Raw genomic sequence first — 15,069 nt, forward strand, 5'->3', positions numbered from 1 at the left:
CAGGAGAGAACACCATGAACAAGCACGTTTTTCGCACCCTTGCGGGTCTTTCCGTGGCCGGCTTGCTGGCGACAGGCGCCAGCGTCGTGCAGGCCCAGCAAGTGGTCCAGGCCCGGGTGATTTCCGCGACTCCGATCCGCGAAACGACCGGCAGCGACGTCAGCTACAACGTCACCTACGAATACAACGGCCGCCAGTACACGACCCGCACCAACAGCCGCCCGGGCGCCACCATCGCGATCCAGGCCAGCGCCTACGGCGTGACGACGGCACCGGTCGCGCCCCAGGCGCAACTGCAGCCCTACCCGGTCGAAGCCGACAACGGCCAGCAATACCAGCAATACCAGCAATACCAGCCATACCAGCAGTACCAGCAGCCCCCGCAATACTCGCAGCCAGGCTCGCCTTGGGACAACGTCGTTCCCGAACCCGGCGTGGTGGTCTCCGACGCGCCGGCGGCACCGGTCTATGCGCCGCCTGTCTACGTGCAGCCCGCCTACACCTATCCCTATGCATACCCGCCGGTCGGCATTTCGCTGAACCTGGGGTACTCGAGGGGCTGGGGCGGCTATCGCGGATACGGCGGATACGGCTACCGCCACTGGCGCTGAGCCGCCCGATGCGGCAGCCGGGCTGCCTGTGCCGGCCAAGCCCTAAAATCGAGGACTTTTCCAACCCCCAAGGGGTGCGCCGCCGCGGTGGCGCGTCCTCGACAAGCCGACCGCGCATGCGCCGGCGCCATCCAATGACGACGACTACCGACACTCTCAACAGCGCCGCAGTGGCGACCAAGGCCAATGTGTATTTCGACGGCAAGTGCGTGAGCCACAGCCTCACGCTGGCCGACGGCACGAAGAAATCGGTCGGCGTGATCCTGCCGTCCACCCTCACTTTCAATACCGGCGCCCCTGAAATCATGGAAGGCACGGCCGGCAGCTGCGAATACCTGTTGTCGGGCTCCAGCGAATGGGTGGCATCGGGCGCCGGGCAGAAGTTCAGCGTGCCGGGCAATTCGAGCTTCCAGATCCGGGTGACCGGCGAGCCCTACAGCTACATCTGCCATTTCGGCTGAACCGCGAACCGGACACCCATATGTCGACCATTCTCCAAAACGTTCCCGCCGGCCAGAAGGTCGGCATTGCCTTTTCGGGCGGCCTGGACACCAGCGCGGCGCTCCACTGGATGCGCAACAAGGGCGCGATTCCCTACGCCTACACCGCCAACCTCGGCCAGCCCGATGAGCCCGACTACGACGAGATCCCGCGCAAGGCGATGCAATACGGCGCCGAGAAGGCCCGGCTGATCGACTGCCGCAGCCAGCTGGCCGCCGAAGGCATCGCCGCGCTGCAGGCCGGCGCCTTCCACGTCACCACCGCGGGCGTCACCTACTTCAACACCACGCCCCTGGGCCGCGCCGTCACCGGCACGATGCTGGTCAGCGCAATGAAGGAAGACGACGTCCACATCTGGGGCGACGGCAGCACCTACAAGGGCAACGATATCGAGCGCTTCTACCGCTACGGCCTGCTCACCAACCCGGCGCTGAAGATCTACAAGCCCTGGCTCGACCAGCTCTTCATCGACGAGCTGGGCGGCCGCGCCGAGATGTCGGCCTTCATGACGGCCGCCGGTTTCGGCTACAAGATGTCGGCCGAGAAGGCCTACTCGACCGACTCCAACATGCTGGGCGCCACCCACGAGGCGAAGGACCTGGAGCACCTGAACAGCGGCATCAAGATCGTCAACCCGATCATGGGCGTCGCCTTCTGGAAGGACGAGGTCGAAGTCAAGCGTGAAGAGGTCCGGGTCCGCTTCGAGGAAGGCCGCCCGGTCGCCCTCAACGGCAAGGAATACCCCGACCTGGTCGAGCTCATCCTGGAAGCCAACCGCATCGGCGGCCGGCACGGCCTGGGCATGAGCGACCAGATCGAGAACCGCATCATCGAAGCCAAGAGCCGCGGCATCTACGAGGCGCCCGGCCTGGCGCTGCTGTTCATCGCCTACGAGCGGCTGGTGACCGGCATCCACAACGAAGACACCATCGAGCAGTACCGCGACAACGGCCGCAAGCTCGGCCGGCTGCTCTACCAGGGCCGCTGGTTCGACCCGCAGGCCATCATGCTGCGCGAGACCGCCCAACGATGGGTGGCACGCGCCATCACCGGTGAAGTGACAGTCGAACTGCGCCGCGGCAACGACTACTCGCTGCTCAACACCGAGTCGGCCAACCTGACCTACAAGCCCGAGCGCCTGAGCATGGAAAAGGTCGAAGGCGCCTTCACGCCGCTCGACCGCATCGGCCAGCTGACCATGCGCAACCTGGACATCATCGACACCCGCGACAAGCTGGCGATCTACAGCAAGACCGGGCTGCTGTCGGCAAGCCAGGGTGCCTCGCTGCCCAAGCTCTCGAACGACGACGACCGCAAGTAAGCGAACGCGCTTCCAATGACGAACGGGCCCCGAGGGGCCCGTTTGCATTTGTGCGCCGTGCGCGTCGTCGGTCAGTCGCCGCCTCCGCCTCCTCCGCACCCACCACCGCAGCCGCCGCCATCGCCGCCCGAGGAGTCCCCCCCCCCGCCGCCATCGCCGCTGCCGCTCGATTCGCTGCCGCCGAAGCCGCCGGCATCGCCCGCGCCGCCGCCATCCGACGACGACTCGCCAAAGCTGGTGCCGCAATGGGCACCGGAACCGCTCTGCCGGTCGATCGCCTTGCAGTCGGGCACGTAGTCGAAGCCGCCCGGAATGCCGAACTTCACGTCGAGCGCGAACAAGAGCGGCAGGCGCGCCGGCGTGCGCGGATCGATGCTTTCTTCCTTGCAGGCCCAGTACCAGCTGCGGCGCAGGCCGTCGTTGCGCTTCGGGTCCTTGCCCAGCACCTCGGCCGGGCTGTGGTGCAGCATGCCGCCGAAGGCCGCCTTGCACCAGTTCTGGTAGCCCTGCGTGTGCAGGATGAACTCGTGCCAGGCCGTGTCGACCACCTTGGACGGCATGGCGACGAACTTGCGGCCGCTGCGCAGGTGCGCCATGAAGAACTGGCGCAGCCCGTGCAGCACCAGTTCGGCGTCGCGCCGGCTGAGCCCCGGATGGGCCGCGCGCAGCTTGCCGACCAGGAAGGGCGGCAGCCGGGCCTCGCGGATGAACTGGCGGCGCAGGCTGATTTCGATCCGGCTCAGCAGCGCCGCAAAGCTGAAGGCCGCGATGAACAGCAGCCCGGATGCCCACCAGCGCGCCGGAACCAGGAACGCCGCGGCGATGCCCGCCACAATGACGAGCCGCTGCGCCCACACCAGTGCCGCGATGCGCCGCCGGTAGTTCAGGTGGAGAAAGTCGAGATCCACCGCGTCAGACGACCACCGGCTCCGGCTCCAGCCGGATGCCGAAACGCTCGTACACGCTGGTCTGGATGGCCTTGGCCAGGGTCATGACCTCGCCGCCCGTGACCGGGTTCTCGAGGCCGCCGCGGTTCACCAGCACCAGCGCCTGCCTTTCGTAGACGCCGGCATTGCCGACCGACTTGCCCTTCCAGCCGCAGGCGTCGATGAGCCAGCCGGCCGCGAGCTTGATGCTGCCGTCGTCCATCGGGTAGTGCACGATCTTGGGGTCGCGCGCAATGATGTCGGCGCACTGCTCGGGCGTGACCGTGGGGTTCTTGAAGAAGCTGCCGGCATTGCCGAGCACCCGCCAGTCGGGCAGCTTGGCGCGGCGAATGGCGCAGACCCAGTCGAACACGTCGGTGGCGCTGGGCGTGAAGTTGCCGGTTTCCCCCATCTTGCGCTCGAGGTCGAGGTAGCCCACCACCGCCTTCCAGGGCTTGGGCAGGCGAAAGCGCACGCGAGTGATCAGCGCCCGGCCCGACAGGCCGAAATCGTTCGGCCCGCTGCGCACGTGCTTGAACACCGAGTCGCGGTAACCGAAGGCGCACTGCGCGGCATCGAGCGTGAAACTGCGCCCGGTGTCCAGGTCGATGGCATCGAGCGAATCGAACCGGTCCTGCAGCTCGACGCCGTAGGCGCCGATGTTCTGCACCGGCGCGCCGCCCACCGTACCCGGAATGAGCGCCAGGTTCTCGAGGCCCGGATAGCCGTGCTCGAGCATCCATTGCACCGCGTCGTGCCAGATTTCGCCCGCGCCGGCCTCCACGATCCAGGCGCGCGGAGTCTCCTCGACCAGCCGCAGCCCCTTGATCTCGACCTTCAGCACCAGCGGCTTGACGTCGCCGGTGAGCACGATGTTGCTGCCGCCGCCCAGCACGAAGCGGGGCGCGTCGCGCCAGCGGGGGTCGGCCCGCAGCTCGGCCACGTCCGCCTCGCTGGCGATGCGCACCAGGTTCTGCGCGCGCGCGACGATGCCGAAGCTGTTGTACGGCTGCAGCGGGACGTTGTTCTCCACGATCATGGGAGAATTGTCGCATCCAGCACCCCGTGAATTCAGGAGAGCCCATGCCGTCTTTCGATACCGTCTGCGAGCCGAATCTGCCCGAAGTGAAGAATGCGGTCGAAAACACCGCCAAGGAAATCGCAACGCGCTTCGATTTCAAGGGCACGGCCGCCGCCGTCGAGCTCAAGGACAAGGAAATCACCATGATCGGCGACGCCGAGTTCCAGCTCGTGCAGGTCGAGGACATCCTGCGCGCCAAGCTCACCAAGCGCAGCGTCGACGTGCGCTTCCTCGACAAGGGCGACGTTCAGAAGATCGGCGGCGACAAGGTCAAGCAGGTCATCAAGGTGAAGAGCGGCATCGAATCCGAGCAGGCCAAGAAGATCACCCGCATCATCAAGGACAGCAAGCTCAAGGTGCAGGCGGCCATCCAGGGCGACGCGGTGCGCATCACCGGCGCCAAGCGCGACGACCTGCAGGCCGCCATGGCGCTCATCAAGAAAGACGTGCCCGACATGCCGCTGTCGTTCAACAACTTCCGCGACTGAGCCGGGAATGAAAGCCCTCGTCGTCGCAGCGCAGCTGTTGGCTGCCGCTGTCGGGGCGCATGCGGCCAGCTCCGTGATGCTGACCGGCACCATCGGCAGCCGCGCGATCCTGATCGTGAACGGCGCGCCCCCCAAGACCGTGGCGGTCGGCGAGACTTTCCAGGGCGTGAAGCTGGTGTCGCTGCAGGCCGAGCAGGCGGTGGTCGAGCTCGAGGGCAAGCGCGTCAACCTGCGCATGGATACGCCGGTCAGCATCGGAGGCGGGGGAGGCTCCGGCGGCGGCAGCCGCATCGTGCTGCCGGCCGACAGCCGCGGCCATTTCATGACGCAGGGCGCCATCAACGGCCGCCCCGTCACCTTCATGCTCGACACGGGCGCTACGTCCATCGCCTTGTCGGCCGACGACGCCCAGCGCATCGGCCTGGACTACAGCAAGGGGCAGCGCATCCAGATCAGCACTGCCAACGGCATGTCCACTGGCTACAGGCTGCGGCTCCAATCGGTGCGCGTGGGCGATGTTGAGGTGTACGACATCGACGCCATCGTCTCGCCGCAACCCATGCCCTTCGTGCTGCTGGGCAACAGCTTCATCAACCGCTTCTCGATGCGCCGCGACGCGGACCAGATGGTCTTAGAGAAACGCTATTGACCGCCCGCGTCAGGCCTGGGCGGCCGTGACCACGATCTCGATCTTGTAGGCCGCATTGGCCATCTTGGCCTGCACCGTTGCGCGCGGCGGGGTGTTGCCGGCGGGAATCCACGCATCCCACACTTCGTTCATGGCCGTGATGTCGGTGATGTCGGCCAGGAAGATCTGCGTCATGAGGATGCGCGACTTGTCGCTGCCGGCCTCGGCCAGCAGGCGATCGACCATGGCCAGCACCTGCGTGGTCTGGCCGCGGATGTCCTGCGAGGTGTCGTCGGGCACCTGGCCTGCGAGGTAGATGGTGCCGTTGTGCACGGCCGTCTCGGACAGGCGCGGGCCGACGTGGAAGCGGGTAATGGATGCCATGGTGTTCAAGCCTTTTTCTTCGAGCCGAGTTTCGACTCCGTGCCGGCCGCGAGCCGGCGGATGTTTTCGCGGTGCCGCCAGAACAGCAGCAGACTCATGATGATGATCGCAATCAGCACCGTGCGGTCGAGCGGCCACGCAATGTTTCCGCCCAGCAGGTAATACGCCGGTGCAAAGAAGGCCGCCACCAGCGACGACAGCGACGAATAGCGGAAGAACACCGCGATGATCAGCCAGGTGGCGCCGGTGGCCAGCCCCAGCCAGGGCGCGATGCCCACCAGCACGCCGGCCGCCGTGGCCACGCCCTTGCCGCCCTGGAAACCGAAGAACACCGGGTAGAGGTGGCCCAGGAAGGCCGCCAGGCCCGCCAGCGCAGCCACGCCCTCGCCCAGGCCCCACTGCGCGCCGAAATGGCGGATCAGGAACACCGGCAGCCAGCCCTTGAGCGCATCGAGCAGCAGCGTGGCCAGCGCCGCGCCCTTGTTGCCCGAGCGCAGCACATTGGTGGCACCGGGGTTCCCGCTGCCGTAGCTGCGCGGGTCGGCCATGCCGAGCGTCTTGCTCACGATGACCGCGAAAGACAGCGAGCCGATCAGGTACGAGGCCACGATGGCAATGAGGGACGGCAGATGAAAGCTCAAGACGGCGCTCCGCGGGGGATGGTTGTTCTTATTCGGCGACGCCGGCCGGGGCCGGACTGCGTCGCGCCGGCTATTCTGCCAGCGCGCACTGCACCGGCTTGGCGCCCAGCAAGGCGACGCACGCCTGCGGGTCGATGCCCACCAGGTAGCCGCGCCGCCCGCCGTTGATCGCGATCCTCGGCAGTTCGAGGATGGTCGACTCGATGTAGACCGGCATCTGGCGCCGCGTACCGAACGGCGAGGTGCCGCCCACCATGTAGCCGCTGTGGCGCTGCGCGACCTCGGGCTTGCAGGGCTCGACCGACTTGGCGCCGATCTGCCGCGCGAGGTTCTTGGTCGACACGGTGCGGTTGCCGTGCATCAGCACGATCAGCGGCTTGGCGTCCTGGTCCTGCATCACCAGCGTCTTCACCACCGTGAAGGGGTCGAAGCCCAGCACGGCGGCGCTGTGCTGGGCGCCGCCGTGCTCCAGGTACTCGTATGGATGCTCGGTGAAGGCGACCTTGTTCGCGCGCAGCAGCTGCGTCGCGGGGGTTTCGGAAACGTGGGAATTTTTGTTTTTGCTCACGCCGCCGGGTCCCGGATCTCCCACCGGATCCTGTCGATCTCGGCCAGCACCTCGGGCGAGAGCGTGGTGCCGTAGGCATCGATGTCTTCGTCGAGTTGCGCCACCGATGTCACACCGATGATCGTGCTTGCCACCTGCCACTTGGTGTAGCAGAAGGCCAGCGCAAGCTGCGTGGGCGTCAGGCCGTTGTCGCGCGCGAGCTGGTTGTACAGGCGCGCGGCCTTCAGCGCATCGGGGCGGCCCCAGCGCAACTTGCGCACCGACTCGTAGCGCGTGATGCGCGCGGCCTCGGGCGCATCCGGCCCGGTGATGCCGCTCTTGTCGTACTTGCCGGTGAGCAGGCCGTAGGCCAGCGGCGAATAGGCCAGCAGCGACACGCCCAGCCGGTGCATCGTCTCGTCCAGGCCGTTCTCGACGCCGCGGCTCGCCAGGTTGTAGACGTTCTGCACCGTGGCCACGCGCGGCAACCCGTGCTGCTCGGCCAGCCGCACGAACTCGTGCACACCGTAGGGCGTTTCGTTCGACAGGCCGATGGCGCGCACCTTGCCGGCCTTCACCAGCGCCGCAAAGGTTTCAAGCTGCTCCAGGATCGGGGTCTGCGAGACCTCCTTGGCCGGGTCGTAGTAGATGTTGCCGAAGGCCGGTACATGGCGCTCGGGCCAGTGGATCTGGTACAGGTCGATGACGTCGGTCTTCAGCCGCTTCAGGCTGGCATTGCACGAGGCCACGATGTCGGCCGCCGTCATGCCCACGCCTTCGCGCACCCACGGCGTGTTGCGCAGCGGGCCGGCCACCTTGGTGGCGAGCGTGAGCTTCTGCCGCGCACCGGGGTTGGCCGCAAACCAGTTGCCGATGATGGTTTCGGTGACGCTGTAGGTTTCCTGGCGCGTGGGCACCGAGTACATCTCGGCCGTATCGATGAAATCGACGCCGCGCTCGAGCGAGCGGCTCAGGATGGCATGGGACGTGGGCTCGTCCACCTGCTCACCGAAGGTCATGGTGCCCAGGCAGATCGGGGTGACGTGCAGGTCGCTCTGGCCGAGTTGGATTTTTTTCATGCGCGGGATGCTACCGCCCTCCCCCGCAATGCGCTGGCCACGAGCCGAAAACCCGAGCGGGCGCTGTCCTGTGCCGGACTGCGCCCCATCACAGGGCTCCTTATCATCGACGCCCATGTACCAAGCCCTCCGCCCCTCGCGCAGCGAATTCGTGCCCGTGCGCAACCTCCGCTACCACGTGCGCGTCTGGGGCGAGCCCTCGCCCCGCAGGCCGCCGCTGGTGCTGCTGCATGGGTGGATGGACGTGGCGGCCTCGTGGCAGTTCGTGGTCGACGCACTGGCCGAGGAGCGCTTCATCGTCGCGCCCGACTGGCGCGGCTTCGGCCTCACCGACGGCGGCGGTGTCGACAACTACTGGCTGCCCGACTACCTCGCCGATCTCGAATGGCTGCTCGACCACTACGCGGGCGAAGGCGATGCCGCGCGGCCGGTCGACCTGGTCGGCCACAGCATGGGCGGCAATGTCGCCATGCACTATGCGGGTGCGAGGCCCGAGCGAATCCGCCGCCTCGTCAACCTCGAAGGCTTCGGCATGCCGGCGCGCCAGCCCGAGGAAGCGCCCGCGCGCTATGGCCAATGGATCGACGAACTCAAGCGCCTGCACCGTGGCGAGATGGCGCTGGCGGGCTATTCGGCCGTGGACGGCGTCGCGCGGCGGCTCATGAAGACCAACCCGCGCCTCACGCCCGACAAGGCCAACTGGCTTGCCAGCCATTGGTCGGCGCTCCAGGCGCAGGCCGACGGCAGCGAGCGCTGGCAGATCCTCGGCGACGCCGCGCACAAGATCGTCAACGCGAACATCTTCAGGGTCGACGAAACGCTTGCGCTCTATGCGCGGATCTTGGCGCCCACGCTGATGGTCGAGGCCGCCGATGACAGCCTGCACGGCTGGTGGAAGAACCGCTACACGCTCGCTGAATTCCACGAACGGCTGGAGTCCGTGCCTTCGGTGCGCATCGAGCAAGTAGCCGACGCGGGCCACATGCTGCATCACGACCAGCCGCAGCGCGTGGCCGGACTGATCGAGCAGTTCCTGGCCGGCTGAACCGGCCGGCGCCTCAGGCCACCGCGCGCCGCAGCGCCGCGCGCGCCAGAAGCCGTGTGGAGTCGAGCGTGGGCAGCGGCGAATTCACGTCGTTCATGATCAGCGGAATCTCGGTGCAGCCGAGCACCACCGCATCGCAGCCCTCGTCGTCCTTCATGCGCTGGATGACGCGCCGGAACGCCAGGACCGCGTCGGGCGTGAACACACCGCGGACCAGCTCGTCCATGATGATGCGGTTGATCTCCTCGCGCTCCCCGGGCGTGGGCCGGACGTATTCGAGCCCCCTGGCCGACAGCTTCTCGGGATAGACCTCGCTGTCGACCAGCCAGCGCGTGCCGGTGATGGCAAGGCGCCGGAAACCGCGCTGCACGGCCTCGTCGGCCACGCACTCCGCAATATGCAGCCACGGCAGCGGCGAACGCGCCTCGATGAAAGGCAGCGCCTGGTGGATCGTGTTGTCGGGGCAGACCAGAAAGTCGGCGCCGATCTTCGCGAGCTTGCTCGCCGAGGCAAGCATCACCTCGCCCACGCCATGCCAGTCGTTGCGGTAGATGTGCGCCATGTAGTCCGCGAGCGATGGCGTGTGCATGGCCACTTCGGGATGCGCATGCGGGCCGAGCAGTTCGGCTCCCTCCACGCAGATGGTCTGGTAGCAGAGTGCCGCGCCTTCGGCGGAACATCCGACGATTCCGATGTGCTGGGTCATCCGCACATGCTACAAGCCCGACGCCCGAGCGCGCCGGGCCGGCCCGGAAAACTCAGTTTTCCTCGGCGGCGTCGTTGCCCGTGAGCATCAGCACCTCCTCGACGAAGGCATCGAAATTCGGCAGTGCGGCGGGCAGCGGCCGCAGGGGCGCGGCCCCTGCGTCATCGACAAAATGGTCCACGCCGGCCGGCAGGCTCACCCATTCGCCCGCTTCGAACAGCAGGCCCAGGTAGCCGCCGTCTTCCGCAGGCACGTAGAACAGCGTCGCGCGGTCGAGCACCCGCTGCCCCACCGGCGCGTCGTCTTCGCGGCCCCATGCAATGCCCTGCCGCGCCAGGCGCTCGGTGATCCGCCCGTCGCACACATGCGTGTCGCGCCAGCTTCCTTCGGTATCGAAAACAGCGAGCACGGGCATGGGCGTCCTTTGCTTGAGAAAAATTACTGCAGGAAGCTGGGCTTGGCGTAGCCCTGGAACTTGCTGTCGACCACGGCCTTGAATTCCTTCGAGCGGTAGGCCTCGGCAATGTCCTTGGCCCAGGGCGCGTTCCTGTCCGCGCTCTTCACGGCCACCACGTTCAGATAGTAGTCGGGCGTCTTCTCGAGCACCACGGCTTCGTTGAGCTTCAGGCCCGACGAGATCGCGAAGTTGCCGTTGACGATGGCGTACTCGGTGTCGCCCAGCGAGCGCGGCAGCTGTGCGGCCTCGAGCGGAATGAACTTGAGCTTCTTCGGGTTCTCGGCCACGTCCTTCTCGGACGCGCGCAGCGCATCGACACCGGGCTTGATGGTGATGAGCTTGTTCTGCTCCAGCAGCACCAAGGCACGGGCCAGGTTGCTCGGGTCGTTGGGCAGCGTGAAGCGGTCGCCCTCTTTCACCTCGGCCAGCGTCTTGCGCTTGGTGGAGTACACGCCCAGCGGCGCAATGGGGCCCTGCACCAGCTCGGCGAGGTCGAGCTTCTGGTCGGCCGAGAACTTCTTCAGGTAGACCTGGTGCTGGAAGAAGTTGGCATCGAGCGAGCCTTGCGCGAGCGCGAGGTTGGGCTGCACGTAGTCGTTGAACTCGACCAGCTTCACCTTGTAGCCCTTTTTCTCGAGGATGGGCACGATGCCGACCTTGAGCTGGTCGATGTTGGAGCCGGCGGTACCGCCGATCACGAGGTTCTTCTTGGCTTCCTGGGCCTGTGCCAGCGAAAGGCCGCCGAACGACAGGGCAGCCAGGGACAGGGCAAGGACGGAGCGGCGCAGCAGTGCGGTTTTCATGGGATCAAAAAAAGAAGAGAACAAGAAAGGAATTCAACGCTTGTCCAGCCTGCGCGCCGTGGTGTTGCCCACGAATTGCAGGATCTGTACCAGCACCACGAGCAGCGCCACGGTGAGCACCATCACGTCGGTCTGGAAGCGGTAGTAGCCATAGCGGATGGCCAGGTCGCCGATGCCGCCGCCGCCCACCACGCCGGCAATTGCCGAGTACGAGAGAAAGCTCACCGCCAGCACCGTGAGCGCGAGCACCAATCCGGAGCGCGCCTCGACCACCAGCACGCGCCAGACGATCTGCAGCTCCGAGGCGCCCATGGCATGCGCCGCCTCGATCACGCCACGCGGCACTTCGCGCAGGCACTGGTCGACCAGCCGCGCAAAGTACGGAATGGCCGCGAACGACAGCGGCACCGCGGCCGCCAGCGGGCCGATGGAAGTGCCCGCGATCACCCGCGTGAACGGCACCAGCGCCACCAGCAGGATGATGAAAGGAAACGAGCGCACGGTGTTCACGATCCAGTTGAGCACCAGGAACGCCGGCTTGTTCTCGAGCGACTGGCCCGGGCCCAGCAGAAACAGCAGGATGCCCAGCGGCCCGCCGATCAGCACCGCGGCCGAGAGGCCGATGGCCAGCATCATGAAGGTCTGGCCGGTGGCCACCCACAGCTCGGGGAGGATGGGGGCGATGTTCTCAAACATAGGCCACCTCCTGCGGGCTGCGCTGCAATGACGGCGGGCGCGGCGCGATGGGTTCGCGCGCCTCGCGTTCGCGGCGGCGCACCAGCTCGTCGATCTCGCGGCCCAACGCCGTCTTGCGCTCTTCGCTCGGCGCATCGACCACGGCGAACTGCTCCACCAGCCGGCCCTTCTCCAGGATGGCCACATTGCGGCACAGCACCTCGACCACCGAGAGTTCGTGCGTGACGATCACGATCGTCACGCCGATCTTCTGGTTGATGTCGCGCAGCGTTTCGAGCAGCGCGCGCGTGGTTTCGGTGTCGAGCGCCGAGGTGGGCTCGTCGCACAGCAGCACCTGCGGCCGCGGCGCCAGTGCGCGCGCAATGGCCACGCGCTGCTTCTGCCCGCCCGAGAGCTGCGCCGGATAGGTGTCGATCTTCTCGGCCAGGCCCACCAGGGCCAGGCACTCGCGCACGCGGGCATCGATCTCGGCCTTGGAGTGCCGGCCGTGGATCTTCAGCGGGAAGGCCACGTTGTCGAACACCGTGGCGTTCTGCAGCAGGTTGAACTGCTGGAAGATCATGCCGATGTTCTGGCGCGTGTCGCGCAGCTCGCGGCGCGAGAGCGTGGTGAGGTCGCGCCCGCCCACGAAGACCTGGCCCGCATCGGGCCGCTCCAGCAGGTTGATGAGGCGCAGCAGCGTCGACTTGCCCGCGCCGCTCTTGCCGATCAGGCCGAACACGTCGCCCTGGCGGATGTCGAGCGAGAGCGACTGCACGGCGTCGAACACCTCGCCGCTGGGCAGTGCGAATGACTTCTGCACGGATTGAAGACGGATGACGGGCTGCGCGTTGCCGCGGCCCGCATCGGACGGAGGGTTGCTCATAAAAAAGGCAGCGGCGGGCGCGGAGCCGGCCGCAAAGGTTCGCGAAAAGGGGCCGAGTATGAAAACAAAGGCGTCAAAAGGGAACGAACAAATCGGCTCGTGCTTATGTGCAAAAACGCATAAGGCATGCGACGCACGGCCATTCGAGGCCATATCGATATGCGCATTCGTTCGTTCCCAAACGCGCCGGGCAGTGCCACATTCGCGCCTTCCTTTTTTTGTGATCGCACACCCGATTTATGCAGAACTCCCTTCGCCGCCGCAGCCTCTTCCTTGCCACGCTGGCCGCCGCCCTCTTCTGCGGCAGCGCCGCTTTCGCGCAGGACAACAACAGGAACACCGTCAAGGTCGGCATCTCGGTCGGCAGCGCCGAGCAGGTGTTCGAGGTGGTGAAGAAGGTGGCCGCCAAGGACGGCCTGAACATCCAGCTCGTGGTATTCAACGACTACCAGTTGCCCAATGCCGCGCTGGCCTCGGGCGACCTGGACGCCAACGCCTTCCAGCACCAGCCCTTCCTCGACAACCAGAACAAGGCGCGCGGCTTCGACATCGTGCCCGTGGGCCTCACCATCACCGCGCCGCTGGGCTTCTACTCGCGCAAGATCAAGACGATCGACCAGTTGCCCGACGGCGCGGCGGTCGGCATCCAGAACGATCCGTCGAACGGCAACCGCGCCCTGCTGCTGTTGCAGTCGGCCGGCCTCGTCACGTTGAAGCCCGAGGCGGTGAAGAACAACACGGCCACGCCGCTGGACGTGGTGAGCAACCCGAAGAAGCTCAAGCTCGTGCCGCTCGATGCCGCCCAGCTCCCGCGCTCGCTCGACGACCTGGCCATTGCCGCCATCAACAACGACTACGCCGAGAAGGCCGGGCTGTCGCTGAACAAGGACGCTGTGATCAAGGAGGCCGCGAAGAGCCCCTATGCCAACCTGATCGCCGTGCGCCGCGCCGACAAGGACAAGCCCTGGGCCAGGCGGCTGGTCGCGGCCTACCAGTCGCCGGAGGTGAGGAGCTTCATCGAGACGCAGTTCAAGGGCTCGCTGGTTCCCGCGTTCTGAGCCGGGAAAGCCCCCATCCCAGCCTTCCCCCGGAAGGGGAAGGAGCAATACAGCGCCGTTCCGGGGCGGGTTATCGGTCCGTGAGAAAATGCCGGGTTTCCCCCGAACACAGTCAGGACACCCCATGGACGCAGAACAAATCAACCAGATCGGCGCAACGCTTGCAGACCTGAGCGCCCGGACTGCGGATTTACGGAGGTATCTTTGACTACGATGCCAAAGCCGAACGCCTGAGGACGGTTAACGCATCGCTCGAAGATCCCAACGTCTGGAACGACCCCAAGAAGGCCCAGGAACTGGGCCGCGAGAAAAAGTCGCTCGACGACGTGGTCGTCACGCTCGACCGCCTCACCAGCGGCCTGTCGGACAACACCGAGCTCTACGAGATGTCGAAGGAAGACGGCGACATGGACGGCTTGCAGTCCATTGCCGATGACGCCGCCGCGCTCGAAGCCGACATCAAGCAGCTCGAATTCCGCCGGATGTTCAACAACCCGGCCGATCCGCTCAACGCCTTCGTCGACATCCAGGCCGGCGCGGGCGGCACCGAGGCCTGCGACTGGGCCAGCATGCTGCTGCGCCAGTACCTGAAGTACGCCGAGCGCAAGGGCTTCAAGACGCAGATCGAAGACGAAACCCCGGGCGACACCGCGGGCATCAAGGGCGCGACCATCAAGGTCGAGGGCGACTACGCCTTCGGCCTCTTGCGCACCGAGACCGGCGTGCACCGCCTGGTGCGCAAGTCGCCGTTCGACTCGTCGGGCGGGCGCCACACCAGCTTTGCCAGCATCTTCGTGTACCCGGAAATCGACGACTCGATCGAGATCGACATCAACCCTTCGGACGTGCGCACCGACACCTTCCGCGCCAGCGGCGCAGGCGGCCAGCACATCAACAAGACCGACTCGGCCGTGCGCCTGACGCACATCCCCACCGGCATCGTGGTGCAGTGCCAGGACGGCCGCAGCCAGCACAGCAACCGCGACGTGGCGTGGAAGCGCCTGCGCTCGCGCCTGTACGACCACGAGATGCGCAAGCGCCAGGAAGAGCAGCAGAAGCTCGAGGACAGCAAGACCGACGTGGGCTGGGGCCACCAGATCCGCAGCTACGTGCTGGACAACAGCCGCATCAAGGACCTGCGCACCAACGTCGAAGTCTCGGCCACGCAGAAGGTGCTCGACGGCGACCTCGATGTGTTCATCGAAGCCTCTCTCAAGCAAGGCGTGTAACCG

General features: G+C 66.4%; 19 protein-coding genes. 8 read left to right on the forward strand and 11 right to left on the reverse strand.

Features of this window, described 5'->3' with window-relative positions; translation table 11 throughout:
- The first annotated feature begins 14 nt into the window (after positions 1-14).
- The 3 genes from VAPA_RS19225 to argG all read left to right on the forward strand — a co-directional run bounded on the left by VAPA_RS19225 (position 15) and on the right by argG (position 2,433).
- Positions 15-611, forward strand: a complete 597-nt coding sequence (locus VAPA_RS19225) for a hypothetical protein (protein WP_021008429.1) — start codon at positions 15-17, stop codon at positions 609-611.
- 134 nt (positions 612-745) lie between these two features.
- The gene (ppnP, locus tag VAPA_RS19230) at positions 746-1,072 is read left to right on the forward strand and encodes a pyrimidine/purine nucleoside phosphorylase (RefSeq protein ID WP_021008430.1); all 327 of its coding nucleotides are present in this window, start codon (positions 746-748) and stop codon (positions 1,070-1,072) included.
- A 20-nt stretch (positions 1,073-1,092) separates the two neighbouring features.
- Positions 1,093-2,433, forward strand: a complete 1,341-nt coding sequence (gene argG, locus VAPA_RS19235) for an argininosuccinate synthase (protein WP_021008431.1) — start codon at positions 1,093-1,095, stop codon at positions 2,431-2,433.
- Between the two features lie 71 nt (positions 2,434-2,504).
- Here the strand turns inward: argG and VAPA_RS19240 are convergent, their stop codons facing one another.
- A complete protein-coding gene (locus VAPA_RS19240) occupies positions 2,505-3,341 on the reverse strand; it encodes a glycine-rich domain-containing protein (RefSeq protein ID WP_021008432.1) in 837 nt (278 codons plus the stop codon).
- 4 nt (positions 3,342-3,345) lie between these two features.
- Positions 3,346-4,398, reverse strand: coding sequence for a UDP-N-acetylmuramate dehydrogenase (gene murB / locus VAPA_RS19245; RefSeq protein ID WP_021008433.1), 1,053 nt, complete (start codon positions 4,396-4,398; stop codon positions 3,346-3,348).
- Positions 4,399-4,442: 44 nt separating this feature from the next.
- Between murB and VAPA_RS19250 the strand changes: the two genes are divergently transcribed.
- Complete coding sequence (locus tag VAPA_RS19250) at positions 4,443-4,928, forward strand: YajQ family cyclic di-GMP-binding protein (RefSeq protein WP_015866547.1); 486 nt, start codon at positions 4,443-4,445, stop codon at positions 4,926-4,928.
- A gap of 7 nt (positions 4,929-4,935) precedes the next feature.
- Entirely contained in the window at positions 4,936-5,577 is a 642-nt protein-coding gene (locus tag VAPA_RS19255) for a retropepsin-like aspartic protease family protein (protein ID WP_021008434.1), read from the forward strand.
- A 9-nt stretch (positions 5,578-5,586) separates the two neighbouring features.
- Here VAPA_RS19255 and VAPA_RS19260 read toward each other — a convergent pair whose 3' ends face one another.
- The 4 genes from VAPA_RS19260 to VAPA_RS19275 all read right to left on the reverse strand — a co-directional run bounded on the left by VAPA_RS19260 (position 5,587) and on the right by VAPA_RS19275 (position 8,207).
- Complete coding sequence (locus VAPA_RS19260; protein WP_021008435.1) at positions 5,587-5,940, reverse strand: RidA family protein; 354 nt, start codon at positions 5,938-5,940, stop codon at positions 5,587-5,589.
- Between the two features lie 5 nt (positions 5,941-5,945).
- On the reverse strand, positions 5,946-6,581 hold the full coding sequence (plsY, locus tag VAPA_RS19265; protein WP_021008436.1) for a glycerol-3-phosphate 1-O-acyltransferase PlsY: 636 nt from the start codon (positions 6,579-6,581) through the stop codon (positions 5,946-5,948).
- Between the two features lie 70 nt (positions 6,582-6,651).
- Positions 6,652-7,149, reverse strand: coding sequence for an aminoacyl-tRNA deacylase (locus VAPA_RS19270; protein ID WP_021008437.1), 498 nt, complete (start codon positions 7,147-7,149; stop codon positions 6,652-6,654).
- Positions 7,146-8,207, reverse strand: coding sequence for an aldo/keto reductase (locus VAPA_RS19275; protein WP_021008438.1), 1,062 nt, complete (start codon positions 8,205-8,207; stop codon positions 7,146-7,148). Before VAPA_RS19275 ends, VAPA_RS19270 begins: the two co-directional genes overlap by 4 nt.
- Before the next feature lie 115 nt (positions 8,208-8,322).
- Between VAPA_RS19275 and VAPA_RS19280 the strand changes: the two genes are divergently transcribed.
- Positions 8,323-9,252, forward strand: a complete 930-nt coding sequence (locus tag VAPA_RS19280) for an alpha/beta fold hydrolase (RefSeq protein ID WP_021008439.1) — start codon at positions 8,323-8,325, stop codon at positions 9,250-9,252.
- 13 nt (positions 9,253-9,265) lie between these two features.
- Here the strand turns inward: VAPA_RS19280 and VAPA_RS19285 are convergent, their stop codons facing one another.
- The 5 genes from VAPA_RS19285 to VAPA_RS19305 are packed head-to-tail and all read right to left on the reverse strand — an operon-like array spanning position 9,266 to position 12,779.
- Complete coding sequence (locus tag VAPA_RS19285; protein ID WP_021008440.1) at positions 9,266-9,958, reverse strand: aspartate/glutamate racemase family protein; 693 nt, start codon at positions 9,956-9,958, stop codon at positions 9,266-9,268.
- Positions 9,959-10,010: 52 nt separating this feature from the next.
- Positions 10,011-10,373, reverse strand: a complete 363-nt coding sequence (locus VAPA_RS19290) for a hypothetical protein (protein WP_021008441.1) — start codon at positions 10,371-10,373, stop codon at positions 10,011-10,013.
- Between the two features lie 23 nt (positions 10,374-10,396).
- On the reverse strand, positions 10,397-11,218 hold the full coding sequence (locus VAPA_RS19295) for a MetQ/NlpA family ABC transporter substrate-binding protein (protein WP_021008442.1): 822 nt from the start codon (positions 11,216-11,218) through the stop codon (positions 10,397-10,399).
- A 33-nt stretch (positions 11,219-11,251) separates the two neighbouring features.
- Positions 11,252-11,914 (reverse strand): methionine ABC transporter permease, encoded by a 663-nt coding sequence (locus VAPA_RS19300; RefSeq protein ID WP_015866564.1) that lies wholly within the window; start codon positions 11,912-11,914, stop codon positions 11,252-11,254.
- On the reverse strand, positions 11,907-12,779 hold the full coding sequence (locus VAPA_RS19305; protein WP_021008443.1) for a methionine ABC transporter ATP-binding protein: 873 nt from the start codon (positions 12,777-12,779) through the stop codon (positions 11,907-11,909). Before VAPA_RS19305 ends, VAPA_RS19300 begins: the two co-directional genes overlap by 8 nt.
- A 239-nt stretch (positions 12,780-13,018) precedes the next feature.
- Between VAPA_RS19305 and VAPA_RS19310 the strand changes: the two genes are divergently transcribed.
- Complete coding sequence (locus VAPA_RS19310; RefSeq protein WP_021008444.1) at positions 13,019-13,837, forward strand: MetQ/NlpA family ABC transporter substrate-binding protein; 819 nt, start codon at positions 13,019-13,021, stop codon at positions 13,835-13,837.
- 124 nt (positions 13,838-13,961) lie between these two features.
- Positions 13,962-15,066 (forward strand): peptide chain release factor 2 gene (gene prfB, locus VAPA_RS19315; protein WP_155248082.1). Its coding sequence is split into 2 segments (ribosomal slippage): positions 13,962-14,042 and positions 14,044-15,066, totalling 1,104 coding nucleotides; the frame shifts between segments, so codons are not numbered across the junction.
- Positions 15,067-15,069 lie beyond the last annotated feature (3 nt).

Origin of the sequence: Variovorax paradoxus B4 (assembly GCF_000463015.1) — a bacterium.
Classification (GTDB): Bacteria; Pseudomonadota; Gammaproteobacteria; order Burkholderiales; family Burkholderiaceae_C; genus Variovorax; species Variovorax paradoxus_E.

Coding starts and splice junctions, on each gene's coding strand:
- VAPA_RS19285 (WP_021008440.1), bottom strand. CDS start 9,958: ATGACCCAGCACATCGGAATCGTCGGATGTTCCGCCGAAGGCGCGGCA.
- VAPA_RS19225 (WP_021008429.1), top strand. CDS start 15: ATGAACAAGCACGTTTTTCGCACCCTTGCGGGTCTTTCCGTGGCCGGC.
- VAPA_RS19310 (WP_021008444.1), top strand. CDS start 13,019: ATGCAGAACTCCCTTCGCCGCCGCAGCCTCTTCCTTGCCACGCTGGCC.
- VAPA_RS19250 (WP_015866547.1), top strand. CDS start 4,443: ATGCCGTCTTTCGATACCGTCTGCGAGCCGAATCTGCCCGAAGTGAAG.
- VAPA_RS19275 (WP_021008438.1), bottom strand. CDS start 8,207: ATGAAAAAAATCCAACTCGGCCAGAGCGACCTGCACGTCACCCCGATC.
- VAPA_RS19255 (WP_021008434.1), top strand. CDS start 4,936: ATGAAAGCCCTCGTCGTCGCAGCGCAGCTGTTGGCTGCCGCTGTCGGG.
- argG (WP_021008431.1), top strand. CDS start 1,093: ATGTCGACCATTCTCCAAAACGTTCCCGCCGGCCAGAAGGTCGGCATT.
- VAPA_RS19260 (WP_021008435.1), bottom strand. CDS start 5,940: ATGGCATCCATTACCCGCTTCCACGTCGGCCCGCGCCTGTCCGAGACG.
- VAPA_RS19280 (WP_021008439.1), top strand. CDS start 8,323: ATGTACCAAGCCCTCCGCCCCTCGCGCAGCGAATTCGTGCCCGTGCGC.
- VAPA_RS19300 (WP_015866564.1), bottom strand. CDS start 11,914: ATGTTTGAGAACATCGCCCCCATCCTCCCCGAGCTGTGGGTGGCCACC.
- ppnP (WP_021008430.1), top strand. CDS start 746: ATGACGACGACTACCGACACTCTCAACAGCGCCGCAGTGGCGACCAAG.
- VAPA_RS19305 (WP_021008443.1), bottom strand. CDS start 12,779: ATGAGCAACCCTCCGTCCGATGCGGGCCGCGGCAACGCGCAGCCCGTC.
- VAPA_RS19295 (WP_021008442.1), bottom strand. CDS start 11,218: ATGAAAACCGCACTGCTGCGCCGCTCCGTCCTTGCCCTGTCCCTGGCT.
- VAPA_RS19290 (WP_021008441.1), bottom strand. CDS start 10,373: ATGCCCGTGCTCGCTGTTTTCGATACCGAAGGAAGCTGGCGCGACACG.
- murB (WP_021008433.1), bottom strand. CDS start 4,398: ATGATCGTGGAGAACAACGTCCCGCTGCAGCCGTACAACAGCTTCGGC.